General features: G+C 74.1%; 13 protein-coding genes. 10 read left to right on the plus strand and 3 right to left on the minus strand.

Features of this window, described 5'->3' with window-relative positions; translation table 11 throughout:
- Positions 1-149: 149 nt before the first annotated feature.
- The gene (locus OG776_RS24910; protein ID WP_148008745.1) at positions 150-1676 is read right to left on the minus strand and encodes a diaminopimelate decarboxylase; all 1527 of its coding nucleotides are present in this window, start codon (positions 1674-1676) and stop codon (positions 150-152) included.
- A 143-nt stretch (positions 1677-1819) separates the two neighbouring features.
- Here OG776_RS24910 and hutU point away from each other — a divergent pair, with 143 nt between their 5' ends.
- From hutU to hutI, 4 genes are all read left to right on the plus strand, one after another.
- Complete coding sequence (gene hutU, locus OG776_RS24915; protein WP_148008744.1) at positions 1820-3484, plus strand: urocanate hydratase; 1665 nt, start codon at positions 1820-1822, stop codon at positions 3482-3484.
- 83 nt (positions 3485-3567) lie between these two features.
- Positions 3568-4773: an allantoate amidohydrolase gene (locus OG776_RS24920; RefSeq protein WP_148009431.1), complete on the plus strand. Its 1206-nt coding sequence runs from the start codon at positions 3568-3570 to the stop codon at positions 4771-4773.
- On the plus strand, positions 4770-6116 hold the full coding sequence (locus OG776_RS24925) for a formimidoylglutamate deiminase (protein ID WP_261994486.1): 1347 nt from the start codon (positions 4770-4772) through the stop codon (positions 6114-6116). Before OG776_RS24920 ends, OG776_RS24925 begins: the two co-directional genes overlap by 4 nt.
- A gap of 35 nt (positions 6117-6151) precedes the next feature.
- Complete coding sequence (hutI, locus tag OG776_RS24930; RefSeq protein ID WP_148008742.1) at positions 6152-7321, plus strand: imidazolonepropionase; 1170 nt, start codon at positions 6152-6154, stop codon at positions 7319-7321.
- A gap of 39 nt (positions 7322-7360) precedes the next feature.
- On the opposite strand, the gene OG776_RS24935 is transcribed toward hutI, so the two are convergent.
- Together OG776_RS24935 and OG776_RS24940 are read right to left on the minus strand one after the other, a co-directional pair.
- On the minus strand, positions 7361-8944 hold the full coding sequence (locus tag OG776_RS24935; protein ID WP_329322552.1) for an RICIN domain-containing protein: 1584 nt from the start codon (positions 8942-8944) through the stop codon (positions 7361-7363).
- A gap of 391 nt (positions 8945-9335) precedes the next feature.
- Positions 9336-10256 carry an RNA polymerase sigma factor SigF gene (locus OG776_RS24940; RefSeq protein WP_187285577.1) on the minus strand — a complete coding sequence of 307 codons (921 nt, stop codon included), beginning with the start codon at positions 10254-10256 and terminating at the stop codon, positions 9336-9338.
- Positions 10257-10493: 237 nt separating this feature from the next.
- Here OG776_RS24940 and OG776_RS24945 point away from each other — a divergent pair, with 237 nt between their 5' ends.
- The 6 genes from OG776_RS24945 (at position 10494) to OG776_RS24970 (ending at position 16267) form a co-directional block, all read left to right on the plus strand.
- Positions 10494-10862, plus strand: a complete 369-nt coding sequence (locus tag OG776_RS24945) for an STAS domain-containing protein (RefSeq protein ID WP_148008740.1) — start codon at positions 10494-10496, stop codon at positions 10860-10862.
- Positions 10863-11178: 316 nt separating this feature from the next.
- Positions 11179-11757: an ATP-binding protein gene (locus OG776_RS24950; RefSeq protein WP_148008739.1), complete on the plus strand. Its 579-nt coding sequence runs from the start codon at positions 11179-11181 to the stop codon at positions 11755-11757.
- Positions 11758-11889: 132 nt separating this feature from the next.
- Positions 11890-12672: an LPXTG cell wall anchor domain-containing protein gene (locus OG776_RS24955; protein WP_329322553.1), complete on the plus strand. Its 783-nt coding sequence runs from the start codon at positions 11890-11892 to the stop codon at positions 12670-12672.
- 33 nt (positions 12673-12705) lie between these two features.
- Positions 12706-13740, plus strand: a complete 1035-nt coding sequence (locus OG776_RS24960; protein WP_187285576.1) for a COG1470 family protein — start codon at positions 12706-12708, stop codon at positions 13738-13740.
- Positions 13737-14900, plus strand: coding sequence for a hypothetical protein (locus OG776_RS24965; protein WP_187285575.1), 1164 nt, complete (start codon positions 13737-13739; stop codon positions 14898-14900). The genes OG776_RS24960 and OG776_RS24965 overlap by 4 nt, the downstream gene beginning before the upstream one ends.
- A 110-nt stretch (positions 14901-15010) precedes the next feature.
- Positions 15011-16267: a hypothetical protein gene (locus OG776_RS24970; protein WP_329323756.1), complete on the plus strand. Its 1257-nt coding sequence runs from the start codon at positions 15011-15013 to the stop codon at positions 16265-16267.
- Positions 16268-16301: the final 34 nt, after the last annotated feature.

A 16301-nucleotide genomic window follows, 5' to 3' on the forward strand; every position in this document is an offset into this window, starting at 1 on the left:
GAACATGCCCGGTGGTGACTAAGCTCGGTCGACTGACCACATTTTCCGGTGGAGCGGGGGTCGTTCGAAACGCCCGCCGGGGGGCGCCCGCGAGCCCGCCAGGGCGTGCGGCCGGCCCCCGCGCGCTGTTCGCCGCCCGGCGGCCGGGGCTACAGCCCGGAGAGCGCGTGCGGGTGCGCCCCGCCCGACTCCGCGACGATCTCGGCGAGGGTCTGCGGTTCCCGTACGACCGCGAAGCGCACCGCCCGGTTCCGGGGTCCGTCGGTGTCCCGGTCGCCGTCCCGGTCGCCTTCCCCGGCCGGCGCGTAGCCGTGGATGCCGGGGCGGGCCAGGGAGTTGTACGCGTAGTGGTGCGCGAAGTAGTACGCGCCCGTGTCCAGCGCGGCCGCGTAGTCACCCTGTTCGAGCAGGGGCAGCGCGAGTCCCTCGGCGAGCAGGTCGCCCGCGAAGCAGGCCGGGCCCGCGACGTCCTGGACCACGGCGGGTCCCCGCTTGGGCCGCCCCTGCGCGTCGTACGCGGCGATGCGCAGCGGCCAGGAGGCGGGCGCGTACACGGTGCGGGCGGCGATCTGGACCCCGGCGTGGGTGATCGCGACGGGGCGGCCGCCGGCGGACTTCGCGTACTCGACCCGCGCGACGACGGTGCCGTGCTTGGCCAGCAGAGACCGCCCGAACTCGGTGACCAGCCCGTACCGCCCGTCGAAGAGCCCCGGCACCGCCTCGGCGAGCAGGCGCGCGTACTGCGCGTAGGTCGGGGCCGTGGCGTCGGAGGCGAAGTTCACCGGCAGTCCGCCGCCGATGTCGAGGGTGTCGACCTGACGGCGTCCGACGTGCCGGTTGATCTCCTCGGCGAGCGCGTACGTCCGGGCGACGCCCTCCGCCATCAGTGAGAGCGGGATGCCCTGCGAGCCGGTGTGCGCGTGCAGCCGGGTCAGCCAGGGCCGGTCGGCGTACGCCCGCAGGATCCACTCCCGGGCGCCGTCGTCGCACAGGGCGACGCCGAACTTCGAGGTCGCCGTCGCGGTCGAGAGGGCCTCGATGGACCCCCCGCCGACCTGCGGGTTCACCCGGATTCCGAGAGGGGAGGCGGGGGTGGCGGTCCCGACCAGGGCGTCGAGGCGCGCCAGCTCCTGGGGGTTGTCCGCGTTGACGGCGATGCCCAGAGCCAGCGCCTCGCGCAGTTCGGCGGTCGTCTTGGCCGGGGAGTCGAGCACGGTGCGGGACAGCGGTACTCCGGCCGCGCGGGCGAGGGCCAGCTCTCCGGGGCTGGCCACCTCGGCGCCGATGCCGTGCTCGTGCAGCAGCCGCAGGACGGGCACGAGCGGGGTCGCCTTCACCGCGAAGGCGTGCAGGACCGGCGTGCCGGGGGCCGTCACGGCGTCGAAGGCCGCCCGCAGTGCCGTCGCCGAGGCCCTGATGCCGTGGACGTCGAGCAGCGCGATGATGGGGGATCCGGGTCCCAGCAGCCCCTGTTCGACGGCGGCCCGGACCGCTTCGTCGCGCCGCGCCACCCGGTCGGAGTCCGGCCCGCGCCCGCCGTCCCCCGCCGGGGGTCCGCCGCCGCCCGGGACCACGGCGGTGCCTGCGCCCGTCCCGTCGCCGCCCGGGGACACGGCCGTGTCCCGCCCCGTCCCGTCGCCCGGCCGATTCCCCGACGTGTCCCTGTCCGAACCCATACGTACCAGCCAAACATCCGCGGCGCGCCCGCGCTGGGCCACGCGTCTATTGACTAGCTCTATTCAAGAAGACAGGATGTGAATATCTGCTGCAACGGTTCGCTGCAGCATCAGCCGGAACAGTTCCGCACAGGAGGCAGACCATGTCAGGACCCCGCCCCGTCCGAGCGCCGCGCGGTACGGAACTGAGTGCCCTGGGATGGCAGCAGGAAGCCGCGCTGCGGATGCTGCAGAACAACCTCGACCCCGAGGTCGCCGAGCACCCCGACAAGCTCGTCGTCTACGGCGGCACCGGCAAGGCCGCCCGCGACTGGCGCTCCTTCGACGCCATGGTGCGCACCCTGCGGACCCTGAAGCAGGACGAGACCATGCTCGTCCAGTCCGGCCGTCCCGTCGGTGTCATGCAGACCCACGAGTGGGCCCCGCGTGTCCTCATCGCCAACTCCAACCTGGTCGGCGACTGGGCCAACTGGGAGGAGTTCCGGCGCCTGGAGGCGCTCGGCCTCACCATGTACGGCCAGATGACGGCGGGTTCCTGGATCTACATCGGCACGCAGGGCATCCTCCAGGGCACCTACGAGACCTTCGCCGCCGTCGCCGCGAAGAAGTTCGGCGGCACCCTCGCCGGGACGATCACCCTGACCGCCGGCCTCGGCGGCATGGGCGGGGCCCAGCCGCTCGCCGTGACCATGAACGACGGCGTCGCGATCTGCATCGACGTCGACCCGCGCGCCATCGAGCGCCGCATCGAGCACCGCTACCTGGACGTGAGGGCCGACTCCCTGGAGCACGCCCTCCAGCTCGCCGTCGAGGCCCGCGACCGGCGCAAGCCGCTCTCCATCGGCCTGCTCGGCAACGCCGCCGAGCTGCTTCCCCGCATGCTTGCCGAGGGCGCGCCCATCGACATCGTGACCGACCAGACCTCGGCCCACGACCCGCTCGCCTACCTCCCCGTCGGCGTCGACTTCGACGACAAGGCCGACGCGGCCGCCAAGGACCCGGCGGGCTTCACCACCCGCGCCCGCGAGTCCATGGCGAAGCACGTCGAGGCCATGGTCGGCTTCATGGACGCCGGCGCCGAGGTCTTCGACTACGGCAACTCGATCCGCGGCGAGGCACAACTCGCCGGATACGACCGGGCGTTCGCCTTCCCCGGCTTCGTCCCCGCCTACATCCGCCCGCTCTTCTCCGAGGGCAAGGGCCCCTTCCGCTGGGCCGCCCTGTCCGGCGAGGCCTCCGACATCCACAAGACCGACAAGGCGATCCTCGACCTCTTCCCGGAGAACGAGTCCCTGCACCGCTGGATCAAGCTGGCCGGCGAGCGCGTCCACTTCCAGGGCCTGCCCGCCCGCATCTGCTGGCTCGGCTACGGCGAGCGCGACAAGGCCGGCGAGCGCTTCAACGACATGGTGGCCTCCGGCGAGCTCGCCGCGCCCCTGGCCATCGGCCGCGACCACCTCGACTGCGGTTCCGTCGCCTCGCCGTACCGCGAGACCGAGGCCATGCTCGACGGGTCCGACGCGATCGCCGACTGGCCGCTGCTCAACGCCATGGTGAACGTCGCCTCGGGGGCCTCCTGGGTCTCCATCCACCACGGCGGCGGCGTCGGCATGGGCCGCTCCATCCACGCCGGCCAGGTCACCGTCGCCGACGGCACGAAGCTCGCGGGCGAGAAGATCCGCCGGGTGCTGACGAACGACCCCGGCATGGGCGTCATCCGCCACGTCGACGCGGGCTACGACATCGCCGAGTCCGTCGCCGCCGAGCGCGGCGTGCGCGTCCCGATGCGGGAGGGCGAGTCCGCGTGACCCAGCACGACGGCGGGCCGGGGGCCGTGCCCCCGGCCGTGCCCGCGGCTCCGGCCGGCTCCGGGCCGGACTCCTTCCACACCATGTGGAAGGAGCTCCGACCCGTCGGACGCCACGCGGACAGCGGTGGATACCGCCGGTTCGCCTGGACCGGGGCCGACACCGACTGCCGGGCGTGGTTCCGGTCGCAGGCCGAGTCCCGCGGGCTCCGCTACGAACTGGACCGCAACGGCAACCAGTGGGCCTGGCTCGGCGACCCCGCCGAGGGCGACGCCGTGGTCACCGGCTCCCATCTGGACTCCGTACCCGACGGCGGCGCCTTCGACGGACCGCTCGGCGTCGTGTCGTCCTTCGCCGCCCTCGACGAACTGCGCGCCCGGCGGGCCCGGTTCACCCGACCCCTCGCCATCGTCAACTTCGGCGACGAGGAGGGCGCGCGGTTCGGGCTCGCCTGCGTCGGCTCCCGGCTGGCCGCCGGGCAGCTCACCGTCGAACAGGCGCACCGCCTCACGGACGCCGACGGCGTCACCCTGCCGCAGGCCATGGAGCGGGCCGGACACGACCCCGACGCCATCGGACCGGACCCGGAACGCCTCGCCCGCATCGGCGCCTTCGTCGAACTCCACGTCGAACAGGGCCGGGCGCTCGACCTGTCCGGCGACCGGATCGGCATCGCCAGCGCCATCTGGCCGCACGGCCGCTGGCGCTTCGACTTCCGCGGCGAGGCCAACCACGCGGGCACCACCCGGCTCGTGGACCGCCGTGACCCGATGCTCCCGTACGCCGAGACCGTGCTCGCCGCCCGGAACGAGGCCCGGCTCGCCGGCGCCGTCGCCACCTTCGGCAAGATCTCCGTCGAGCCGAACGGCGTGAACGCCATCCCGTCCCTGGTGCGCGGCTGGCTGGACTCCCGCGCCGCCGACCAGCCGACCCTCGACACCGTCGTCACGGGCATCGAGAAGGCGGCCCGCGCCTACGCCGAGGCCCAGGGCGTCGAACTCGACGTCGTCCGCGAGTCGTTCACCCCCGTCGTGGAGTTCGGGCACGCCCTGCGCGACGAACTCACCCGCATCCTCACCACCGCGGCGACCGGCCTCACCGTCCCCGTGCTCGGGACGGGCGCCGGACACGACGCCGGAATCCTCTCCGGAACCGTCCCGACCGCCATGCTGTTCGTACGCAACCCCACGGGCGTCTCGCACTCCCCGGCCGAGTACGCCGCCGAGGACGACTGCGTGGCCGGGGTGACCGCACTCGCCGACGTACTCGAAGGGCTGGCCTGCAGGTGACGCAGACGTACTGGCTGGAACACGCCTGGCTCGACACCCACGTCGAGCCGGGCGTCGCCCTGACCGTGTCCCCCGACGGCACGGACGGCCGCATCACCGCTCTGCGCACCGGTGTCGGCACACCGCCGCCGGGCGCCGAGATCCTGCGCGGACTCACCCTTCCCGGGCTCGCCAACGCCCACTCGCACGCCTTCCACCGGGCCCTGCGCGGCACCGTCCAGGTCGGCTCCGGCACCTTCTGGACCTGGCGCGAGACCATGTACTCCGTCGCCGACCGGCTGACCCCGGAGACCTACCACGCGCTCGCCCGCGCCGTGTACGCCGAGATGGCGCTCGCGGGCGTCACGGCCGTCGGCGAGTTCCACTACCTGCACCACGCACCGGGCGGCACCCCCTACGCCGACCCGAACGCCATGGGCGAGGCACTGATCGAGGCCGCGCGGGAGGCCGGGATCAGGATCACCCTGCTCGAGACGGCATACGTCTCCTCGGGCTTCGGGCAGCCGCCCAACCGCCACCAGCTGCGCTTCTCCGACGGCAGCGCGGACGCCTGGGCACAGCGCGCCGCCCTGCTCAAGGACCGCGACCACGCCCGGATCGGCGCGGCCGTCCACTCCGTGCGGGCCGTGCCCGCCGGACAGCTGGCGACGGTGGCCCGCTGGGCCGAGGAACGGCGAGCCCCCCTGCACGTGCACCTGTCCGAGCAGACCGCGGAGAACGACGCCTGCCTGCAGCACCACGGCCGCACCCCCACCCGGCTGCTCGCCGACCACGGCGTGCTCGGCCCCCGTACCACGGGCGTCCACAGCACCCACCTCACCGACGAGGACATCGCGCTGCTCGGCGACTCCTCGACCGGCACCTGCATGTGCCCCACCACCGAACGCGACCTCGCCGACGGCATCGGTCCCGCCGCGGCCCTGCAGCGCGCCGGCTCGCCCCTCTCCCTGGGCTCCGACAGCCACGCCGTCATCGACCTCCTCGAGGAGGCCCGCGCGATGGAACTGAACGAACGCCTGCGCACCCGCACCCGCGGCCACTGGACGGCCGCCGCCCTGCTGCGCGCCGCCTCCACGGACGGTCACGCGGCCCTGGGCTGGGACGACACGGGCCTGCTGGAGGTCGGCGCGCGCGCCGACTTCACGACCGTCGCGCTCGACTCGGTCCGCACGGCGGGCACGCTGCCCCGGCTCGGCGCGGAGTCGGCCGTGTTCGCCGCGACGGCCGCCGACGTGCGCCACACGGTCGTGGCCGGCCGGACCGTCGTACGCGACGGCGCGCACACCCTCGTACCCGACGTGCCGAAGGCCCTCGCGGACGCCGTCGCCGCCCTGCGCGCCTGAGACCCGTCCACAGGCTCACCACCGACAAGGACGCCATGAGCACCGTCATCACCGATATCGCCGCCCTGGTCACCAACGACCCCGCCCTCGGGGACGGTTCCCCCCTGGGCCTGATCCGCGACGCGGCCGTCGTCATCGACGGCGACCGCGTCGTGTGGACCGGCGACTCGGCCGCGGCCCCCGCCGCCGACCACCGGGTCGACGCCGGGGGACGGGCCGTCGTCCCCGGCTTCGTGGACTCCCACTCCCACCTCGTCTTCGCGGGTGACCGCACCGAGGAGTTCAACGCCCGCATGTCCGGCCGCGGTTACACGGCGGGCGGCATCCGCACCACCGTCGCCGCGACCCGCGCCGCGAGCGACGAGGACCTGGAGCGCAACCTCACGCGCTACCTCGGCGAGGCACTGCGCCAGGGCACCACGACCTTCGAGACGAAGTCCGGCTACGGACTCACCGTCGAGGACGAGGCACGGGCCCTGCGCATCGCGGCCCGCCACACCGACGAGGTCACCTACCTCGGCGCGCACATCGTCTCCCCCGACCACGCCGACGACCCGGCCGCGTACGTGACCCTGGTGACCGGCGAGATGCTCGACGCCTGTGCCCCGTACGCCCGCTGGATCGACGTCTTCTGCGAGAAGGGCGCGTTCGACGGGGACCAGGCCCGCGCGATCCTCACCGCGGGAAAGGCGAAGGGCCTGCACCCGCGCGTGCACGCCAACCAGCTCACCCACGGTCCCGGCGTCCAGCTCGCCGTCGAACTGGACGCGGCCAGCGCCGACCACTGCACCCACCTGACCGACGCCGACGTGACCGCGCTCGCGAGCGGGAACACCGTGGCGACCCTGCTGCCCGGCGCCGAGTTCTCCACCCGCGCCGAGTGGCCGGACGCCCGCCGCCTGCTGGACGCGGGTGTCACCGTCGCCCTCTCCACCGACTGCAACCCGGGCTCCTCCTTCACCTCCTCCGTCCCGTTCTGCGTCGCGCTCGCCGTGCGGGACATGGGGATGACCCCGGACGAGGCCGTGTGGTCGGCCACCGCGGGCGGCGCCGCGGCCCTGCGCCGCGAGGACGTCGGCCGCCTCACCGTCGGCGCCCGCGCGGACCTGGTCCTCCTGGACGCGCCCAGCCATGTGCACCTCGCCTACCGGCCCGGCGTGCCCCTGGTCACCGGCGTCTGGCGGCGCGGCGTACGCGAGGTCTGACCGCCCGTCCGCGCCCCGGCCCGCCCGGGTCCGGCGCGGTCAGGACGCCCCGGCCCGCCACCGCTGCTCCGCGCCCCCGTTCAGCGGGAGCAGCGCCAGGCCGTCGCCGCCGTCCGGGGTGAGCCCGGTCTCGATGGCGACGGCCGGGCGGATCACGCCGTCGTCGCCCACGGTGAACCGCAGGTTCTGGGCGTGCCGGCCCTCCGCCGAGGAGCACTCCCAGATCCCGACGCCGTTGTCGACGGAGCCCCGGCTGTCCAGGCAGAAGTCGCTGTCGGCGGACGACTGGAGCACGCCGCGGGAGGCGTCGAACCGCCAGCGCTGGGTGGACGAGGAGTCGCAGCGGGCCGTGACGACGTCGGTGCCCTTCTCCAGGTCGCCGTCCCGGATGTCCAGGCACAGGCCCGAGGCGACGTTCACCACCTGGGCGAACGCGGCTCCCGGCGGCGCGGGCGGGGTGGGCGTCGCTGACGGCTTCGGGCGCGGGGACCTCGTCGGGGACGCGGACGCCGTCGGGGAGGCGGACGCGCCGGTCGCGGTGGCCGACGGACCGGACGGGGACGGGGACGGAGCGGCCGACGGGGACGCCGGGACCGTGGCCGTGACCGTCACGGACGGCGGGGCGGGGGTGCCGGCCGCGCCCGCCGCGTCCTGGGCCGGTGAGCCGCCCGAGGACGGCAGGAGGAGCAGCAGCGGCGCCAGGGCGACCCCGAGGGCGGCCGACGCCAGCACCAGGCGGCGCGACGGCGGCCAGGACCTGGACGGCCGCCAGGGCCCGGACGGCGCCCGCCCGGGGGAGGCCGGCCGGTCGGCGGCGGCCTGCGCGTACGCGGTGCCGGCCCAGGGCAGCAGACCCTCGGCCAGGGTCGCGCGCGGGTGGTCGCGCAGGGCGGACAGCTCCTCGTACGCCGTCGTGCAGTGCGCGCAGCGCGCCATGTGGGCGTCGAGGTCGGAACTGAAGCGGGGGTTGTCCGGCCGCAGCGACTCCTCGATCAGCCGCCGGAAGTCCCCGCAGGCGGGATCGTCGGAGGCGGCCAGCCGGGCCCGCAGACCGGCCTGGCCGAGCGCCTGGAGCGCCTGCTCCGTGCCGTACGTCACGTCCTCGCCGGTGAGGCCGAGCAGCATCGCCGTCCGCTCCTCGGGCTCCCGCTCCACCAGCCCGTACCAGATCAGGCCCTGGGCGCGGGACGGGAGGGACCGGAACGCCGGGAGCATCCGGGGGACCGGGCCGTCGGGGCCCGCCGTGTTCAGGACCAGGAGCAGCCCGGCGTCGAGGCCGGCCGCGCGCTCGTCCGCGGCCCAGGACGCGGCCACCCGCGAGGTCAGCAGCAGGAGGTGGTGCCGCCACGGGAGGGCAGGGTCGCTGCCGCGGGCCGTCTCCCGGGCCGCGAGGGTGAAGGCCTGTGCCGCGAGCTGGCGGGCGGCGGACTCGCCGCCGGCGCAGAGGCGGGCGTAGGCGAGGACGGACGCGCGGTGCCGGGCGCGGAGTTCCTGCAGCGCCGGGTACGCGGTCGGGGTGGCGGCGCGCAGCAGTGCGGTCAGGCGCGCGTCGGGCGTCCTCGCGTGGGGACCGCCGCCCTCGGCGGTCTCGTCGTCCTTGCCGGCCGGATCGCCCTGAGCCATCCCTCGGCCTCCTCGTCCCCCGTGCGGTCGCTCACCCCGTCCTGACCTACCGGCCAGTTTGGGGTGCCCACAGTGACAGGGGTGACCCTCCGGGGAAAGAGTGGGAGACGAGGTTTCCGCGGGTAACTTCCGTGCGGGGGACGGAACCACGCGGAAGAACGCGGAGGAACGCTGAAGAAGTCAGAGGAACGCAGAGGAACGCAGAGGAACGCAGAGGAACGCTGAACGAACCGGATGAAGCGGAGAGAAGCGGCCCGGCGCCGTCAGGGCCGGACCGCTTTCCACCGGGGCCACGCACGGGAGTCCGGGTACCGCTCGTGGGCGTACCGGGGACGCGTGGGGGAGTGCCGGGACCGCTCGGGTGCCTCGCGGGTGTGGGGGAGGTACCCCGTCACTCCTCGACCGTCAGGCCCCTGCGCAGCCGCACCAGGGTCCGTGACAGCAGCCGCGACACGTGCATCTGCGAGATGCCGAGTTCGTCGCCGATCTCGGACTGGGTCATGTTGGCGACGAAGCGCAGCGACAGGATCTGCCGGTCGCGCTGCGGGAGGCCGGCGATCAGGGGCTTGAGGGACTCCACGTACTCGATGCCCTCCAGACCGTGGTCCTCGTAGCCGATGCGGTCCGCGAGCGCGCCCTCGGAGTCGTCCTCCTCGGGCTGGGCGTCCAGCGAACTGGCCGTGTAGGCGTTCGAGGCGGCCATGCCCTCGACGACCTCGTCGTTGGTGATGCCGAGGCGCTCGGCGAGTTCGCCCACGGTGGGTGACCGGTCGAGCCGCTGGGCGAGTTCGTCGCCCGCCTTGGCCAGGTCGAGCCGGAGTTCCTGCAGCCTGCGCGGTACGCGCACGGACCAGGAGGTGTCGCGGAAGAAGCGCTTGATCTCGCCGATGATGGTCGGCATGGCGAAGGTGGGGAACTCGACGCCACGGCTCAGCTCGAAGCGGTCGATCGCCTTGATCAGGCCGATCGTGCCGACCTGGATGATGTCCTCCATCGGCTCGCTGCGGGAGCGGAAGCGGGAGGCGGCGAACTTGACCAGGGCCAGGTTGAGTTCGACGAGCGTGTTGCGGACGTACGAGTACTCGTGGGTGCCCTCTTCGAGGGAATCCAGGCGCTCGAAGAGCGTCTTGGACAGGGCCCGTGCGTCCACCGGCCCCACCTCGTCGTACGGGGGGATCTCCGGAAGTCCTTCCAGTCCCGCGGGGTCCGCGCCGTGGCCGGCGGGATCGTGGTCCGGGTGTTCCGGAGAGGGTGCCGACGTCGCCCTCTGGGTCTGCGATGCGTCGAGCCGGGGTGACATGGTGTCCTCCATCGTTCTCGGCATATGGCCGCCGATGCCTGTACGTGCACTGCGGTGTGCGGCGCCTCCGTAGCCGGCCGTGTCGAATAGCTGTCCCTACTAGCCCTACCCGCTTCCGCGTATCCCTCGCAAGTGCCGTTCATTCCTAAATGTCCCTTTTCGGGGGGTTGTTCGGGTGTCGGAGATCGTGGGGAAGGCGTAGTGTTCGAGTGTGCAACCAGGACTCACGACGCTCGGGAGAGAGACGGCATGGACCGCGGGACGGTCGGCAGCGCACAGTCGGGCCGGCTTCTTGTCGAGGTGCGGGAAGAGGGCTCCAGCGCCGTCGTGACGCCGGCAGGTGAGTTGGATCACCACACGGCCGAATTGTTGCGTGAGCCACTCGACGCCTGTCTGGAAAAGGGATATTCCCGGCTCGTCGTGGATTGTTCACGTTTGGAGTTCTGCGACTCCACCGGGCTCAACGTGCTGCTGGGCGCCCGGCTCAAGGCCGAGGCCGCGGGCGGCGGGGTCCATCTGGCGGGAATGCTGCCGGTGGTGGCGCGGGTCTTCGAGATCACCGGGGCGGAGGCCGTCTTCACCGTTCACGAGACGCTCGATGCGGCGCTGGCCGACTAGGCGGGTGCCCGGGGCGCCGCTCGGCCGCGCCCCGGTCCCCCCGGCGCGCCGCCGCGTCACGTCCGTCACACATTCCCGGCCGGGTCGGGGGGTGTTCCGGCGCGACAGTCGGGCAGGAGACATCCTGACCGTGTCGGCGACAATCGGTGAGGACACCGGAGGGAAGCGCTGCGGATGTTCGTCCCGGGCGTCCTGGGCGCGGAAGTGCCCGGATGCCCTGAGTACGGAAGCCCCTGGCGTGCGTAGCACATGCTGAGTACTGAGTCTTGAAACGTCTTGAATCGCGATACTGGTGGATCGGTGAGGTGAAGCGCTGATGAGCACCACCCGGCCCTACTCGCCGGGCGACCGCGGCCCCGAGTCGGGCGACGGCGGCGCTTCCGGGCTGTCGGGAGACGGCGTGAGCGTGTCCGGCCCGGTGGCCCCGACCGCCGACGGTGTGTCCGTGACGGTGTCCGCGGGTGACGCGGGCGTCCGGTCCGTCGGCCGGTCGGCCCGCAGGCTGAGCTTCGAGGGCGAGAGCGGCGTCGTGCCGCTCGCCCGCGACTTCGCCCGTCAGGCGCTGCACGCGTGGGGCTGGCTGCCCGCCGCGGGCGCCGACCGGCGGGCAGCCGCCGAGGACGTCCTGCTGGTCGTCTCGGAGCTGGTCACCAACGCCTGTCTGCACGCCGAGGGTCCGGACGAGCTCCGGATCAGCTGCGACAACAAGGTGCTGCGGGTCGAGGTCTCCGACCGGGGCACCGGCCAGCCGGCCCCGCGCACCCCGCACCGCGCCGGACGGCCCGGCGGTCACGGCATGTTCATCGTGCAGCGGCTGTGCCTGGACTGGGGAGTCGTCCGCGCCCCGGGTGTCGCCGGCAAGACCGTATGGGCGGAACTCGGGGCACCCGCCTGACCTCCACCAGGAGTTACCCGCGGTCATAAGACGTCCCCGTACGCTGCCGCACGCGCGCCGGATCTCCACAGATCCGGCGCGCGCTTTGTCTTCCCTCCACAAGGCCCCGGGCGTACCTTGACGGCCGATCTGATGTTCCGTCAGAAATCTGTCGGGAGTGAGGGGCAGGCCGTGCCGAACCGGACGTACCCGAAACGAACCGCCGCGTTCGCGCTCGCCGCGGCCCTGGCCGGCTCGGCGGTGCTGATGGCCGCCCCGGGCGCCCTGGCCGCCGTGGTGAACGTCGACTACCAGTGCAAGACGCCGATCGGCGACAAGAGCGCCGTCTCGCCCATCGACATCAGGAGCGTCCGCAGCGGCAGCGCCTACAAGCTCACCATGTCCTGGCAGAAGGGCGTCTCCTCCAGCCCGGTCGAACTGGGCAAGGGCGCGATGAGCCCGAGCGCGGTCATCAAGGTGGGCGGCGCGGACAGCGGCACGGTCGCGGTGAGCGGCCCGGCCAACGCGGCCGCGATCCCGGCGAACACCCCCATCAAGATCAGCGATCTGAGCGGGACGTACACCCCGTCCAAGAGCGGCAAGGTCACCTTCACGGCGGGCGTGCTGACCATCAAGGCACTCGGTACGACGACCACCTGCACGCCCACCAACAACCCGGGTCCCTCGCTGACCCTCGACGTCACGGCCGCGGTCGGCGGCTCCGGGACGGGCGGATCGGGCGGGTCCGGAGGGTCCGGTGGATCGGGCGGGTCCGGAGGGTCGGGCGGGACGGGTTCCGACTCCGGCGGGCAACTCCCGCAGACCGGCCCCGCCGATTCGGCGACGGCCCTCGGCACGCTCGGCGGCACGGTCCTGCTCGCGGGCGCCGCGGGCACGCTGTGGCTGACGCGCAGGCACCAGGCGGCACGCCGCTGACGCGTCGCCCCGCCCGACGACCAGGAGCCGCCGATGTCCCACGCCCGTGTTCTGTGCTGTGCCGTCGGCCTGCTGCTGTCGCTGACGGTGCCGCCGGCCGTCGCGGGGGAGGCCGGCTGGTCCGTCGTGCCGTCCGCGGGCACGGGCACCGGGCGGCCGTACGTGTACGCGGAGGGCACACCCGGCACGGTTCTCCAGGACACCGTCTCCGTGCTCAACCCGGGCGCGCGGCCGCTGACGGTCCGGCTGCGCGGCGCGGACGCCGCGACCACCGGGCGCGGCGGTCCCACCGTCCGCACCACCGGCGGGGGAGCCGGCACCGGCGCCTGGATCGCCTTCGCCGAGGAGCGGCGGGGACACCGGGCGGCGGCCGGCACGGTGTCCGTACGGGTGCCGGCGCACACCCGCGCCGACGTGCCGTTCAGCGTGAGCGTTCCACCGGGCGCGTCCCCGGGCGACCGTCCGGGGGCGATCGTCGCGAGCGCCGGGGGCCGCTCCTCGGTGGTGCGGATACGGCTCCGGGTCGGCGGACCGGCACTGCCGGCGCTCACCGTCGAGCACGTCACGTTCGGGGGCGGACGCGTCTCGTACGAGCTGGTCAACCGCGGCAACACCGTGCTCACCCCGAGGCTCGCGGTACGGGCCGACGGGGTCCTCGGCAGGGTTCTCGACCGTCCGCCGCGGACCCTGCCCGTCGAGCTCCCGCCGGGCCGCCGGACGACGCTCACCGAACCGTGGCCCGACCCTCCGGTGCTGGACGCGGTCGACGTCCGGCTCACGGTGACGGCGGCGGGAGGGGTGCGGGCCACCGCCTCGACGCGGGTGAGGTTCGTGCCCTGGAGCGCGGTGACGGGTGCCGGATGCGGCCTCGCGGCGGTGGCCGCGCTGCTCGTCGCACGGCGGCGCGGGCATCGCGCGACGGACGACGGGACGTGCGCGCCGGCGCGTCCGGAAGCGCGTTCCGAGGCGGCGCGTTCCGAGGCGGCGCGTACGCAAGCGGCGCGTTTCGAGGCGGCGCGTACGGAAGAGGCGCGGACGGAAGAGGCGCGGACGGGGGCGGTGTCGTGAGGTTCGTCGGTGGCGGGGCACGCGCGGCGGTGCGGGCGGTGGCGGTCGCGCTGCTCCTGGTCCCCGTGACGGGGACGGCCGCCGTGTCCCTCGGGTCCGCGGCCGGGGGCCCGGCGGTGAGACTCTCCACCTCCGAGGCCGGGGCGGGTGGTTCGGTCACCGTGACCGGCAGCGGATGGCGGCCGGGGACGCTGCTCACGCTGCTGGTCTGCGGGCGGGCCGTACCGTCCCGCGGGGTGATCGGCGGCACCAACTCCTGCGCCAACGCGGACGGCCGGGCCGTCACCACCGACGCGAAGGGGGACTTCGAGAAGAGACTCCCCGTCACCGAGCCGCCCGCGCCGTGCCCGTGCGTCGTGCACGTCGCCGCCGTCACGGGGGCACAGGCGGCGGCCGACGCCGTCCTCACGGTCGCGGGTCACCCCCTCGAACCGCTGCCGAAGGAGTCCGGCGCCGGACGTCTGGCGGTCCTCACCGACACCCGGCTGGACGGCTCCGGCGGAGTGCTGACCTGGTTCGGCGCGCCGCCCGCCCGGCACCTCGTCTTCACCGTCGGCAACCTCGGTACCGCCTCCGTCAAGGACCCCGTCTTCCAGATCGGCACCTCGCACGGGGTGTTCGCGCCGCAGTGGGAGGACCAGCAGTGGCGCGGCACGGTCGCGCCCGGCGGAAAGGCACGGATCACCCTCCCGGTCGAACTCGCGGCCGGGGCGCACGGCGACTACACGGTCTCGCTGCGGTACGGGGGGAAGGTGCTCGCCGAGCAGCCGTGGGGCGTGGGCAGGCCCTGGGGGGTGACGCTCTTCTGGATCCTGCTCGCCGTGGTCGTCCCGGCGGCGGTCTTCCGGATCGGAATGGCCGTGGTGGACCGGGTCCGGCCGCGGCGTCCGGCGCGCCGGGCCCGCCGGCACCGGGGCCTGCGACTGCCCGGCCTCACGCTCCGGCTGCCGGGACCGCGCGGGTCCCGCACCACGCCGTCCGCGCCACCGGGTTCCGCGCCGGAGGCGACGGAGCCCGCCGGGGCCGGGAGCCACGCGCCGAGGAACGCGACGACCCCGACCCTGCCGTGGTTCACGCCGGACGACGGTCCCGGCGGTACGGCGGACGGCCGGCTCTCCGCACCGCAAGGGAACAGCCCGACGACGAAGGGGAACACGTGAGTACGCGATGGAGAGTTGCGTCCGCGGGAGGGCGGAGAGGCGCCCCCTCGGGCGGACGGAGGACGGTCTCCCGGCCCGGCCGGCGGGCGGGCGCGGCCGGGTTCGCGCTGATGCTGGCCGGCGCGGGCCTTCTGGTGGGTGTCGCGGCGGCCCCCGCGCAGGCGGCCGGGGTGTCGTACGCGACCCGGTGCGTGCCGCCCGCGGCCTCCGGCCTGGACCCCGTCGAGGGCACCACCGAGGTGCAGATCACCGCGCCCGCGGCGGCGAGCGTGGGCGACGAGGTCGAAGTGGTCTGGAAGTTCACCCGGGCCGCCTCCAAGAACCCCGACCTCATCGACCTCCCGGCCGACTCGGTCCAGCCGAGCGGCACGCTCAAGGCGGCCGGTGCCCAGACCGCGGACCTCGCGATGCGGGGCCCCCGTGAGAATCCGGCCATACCCAAGGGCGGGGCCATGGTGCTCTCCGACATGAAGGGCACCCTGAAGCTGACGGCGCCCGGCACGGTCACGCTGACCCCGGACGCGTACAGCATCAACGCCTTCTCGACGGACACGAAGTGCGCGCCGACGGAGACGGTGCGGGCGGCGGCGACGATCGAGGTGACCGCGTCCTCGTCGACGCCGGCACCGACCCCCACGCCGACCCCCACCCCGACCCCTTCGGGCACTCCCTCCGGCACGGGGACGGCGCAGCCCACCGGATCGGCGTCGGCGAGCCCCGGCGACAGCGGAGGACAGACGGACTTCACCGGCAAGGAGGTCCCCGTCGCCTACGCGTGCAAGACGCCGATCGGGGACAAGAACGCCACCTCTCCCGTGCAGATCGACGCACGGCGGAACGGCGGCGGATTCGATCTCACGGTCCGGTTCAAGAAGTCCGTGATGGACAGTCCGGCCGACATCCCGGCGGACTCGGTCAAACCGTCGATGGAGGTGGTCCTGGGCGGAGCGGACAAGGGCACGGTCCATGTCGAGGGGCCGGCCAACGCCCAGCCGATCAAGTCCGGCGACCCGATCGAGATCCCCGACCTCACGGGTACGTACAAGCCCGGCGCGAGCGGTCGCTCCACCCTGGCGCCCGGAGTGCTGACGGTGGCGGCGCTCGGCACGACCACGACCTGCACCCCGGCGACGTCGGAGGTCTCCCTGACCCTGGACACCACACGGCAGGAGGGCGGGGCGTCGGGCGGTGGCGGGTCCGCCGCCTCCGGCGGTACGTCGTCCGGGTCCGCGTCGACGTCCGGCGGCCTCGCGGAGACGGGCTCCGACAGCGGCGGCGCGCTCGAGGCACTGGGGCTGGTCGCCGGAACGGTGATCCTGCTCGGCGGAGCGGTCTTCACGTTCCTGCCCCGCCGTCACCCGCGCTGACGGTCCCCCCGCCCGGGCCGGGGAACGCCGGAGG

The sequence above is a fragment of the Streptomyces sp. NBC_01689 genome (assembly GCF_036250675.1).
Taxonomy (GTDB): domain Bacteria; phylum Actinomycetota; class Actinomycetes; order Streptomycetales; family Streptomycetaceae; genus Streptomyces.

Bases quoted from the DNA above. Each gene is read 5' to 3' on its own strand.
- OG776_RS24910 (WP_148008745.1), bottom strand. From the start codon at position 1,676: ATGGGTTCGGACAGGGACACGTCGGGGAATCGGCCGGGCGACGGGACG.
- hutU (WP_148008744.1), top strand. From the start codon at position 1,820: ATGTCAGGACCCCGCCCCGTCCGAGCGCCGCGCGGTACGGAACTGAGT.
- OG776_RS24920 (WP_148009431.1), top strand. From the start codon at position 3,568: ATGTGGAAGGAGCTCCGACCCGTCGGACGCCACGCGGACAGCGGTGGA.
- hutI (WP_148008742.1), top strand. From the start codon at position 6,152: ATGAGCACCGTCATCACCGATATCGCCGCCCTGGTCACCAACGACCCC.
- OG776_RS24935 (WP_329322552.1), bottom strand. From the start codon at position 8,944: ATGGCTCAGGGCGATCCGGCCGGCAAGGACGACGAGACCGCCGAGGGC.
- OG776_RS24940 (WP_187285577.1), bottom strand. From the start codon at position 10,256: ATGGAGGACACCATGTCACCCCGGCTCGACGCATCGCAGACCCAGAGG.
- OG776_RS24945 (WP_148008740.1), top strand. From the start codon at position 10,494: ATGGACCGCGGGACGGTCGGCAGCGCACAGTCGGGCCGGCTTCTTGTC.
- OG776_RS24950 (WP_148008739.1), top strand. From the start codon at position 11,179: ATGAGCACCACCCGGCCCTACTCGCCGGGCGACCGCGGCCCCGAGTCG.
- OG776_RS24955 (WP_329322553.1), top strand. From the start codon at position 11,890: ATGTTCCGTCAGAAATCTGTCGGGAGTGAGGGGCAGGCCGTGCCGAAC.
- OG776_RS24960 (WP_187285576.1), top strand. From the start codon at position 12,706: ATGTCCCACGCCCGTGTTCTGTGCTGTGCCGTCGGCCTGCTGCTGTCG.
- OG776_RS24970 (WP_329323756.1), top strand. From the start codon at position 15,011: ATGCTGGCCGGCGCGGGCCTTCTGGTGGGTGTCGCGGCGGCCCCCGCG.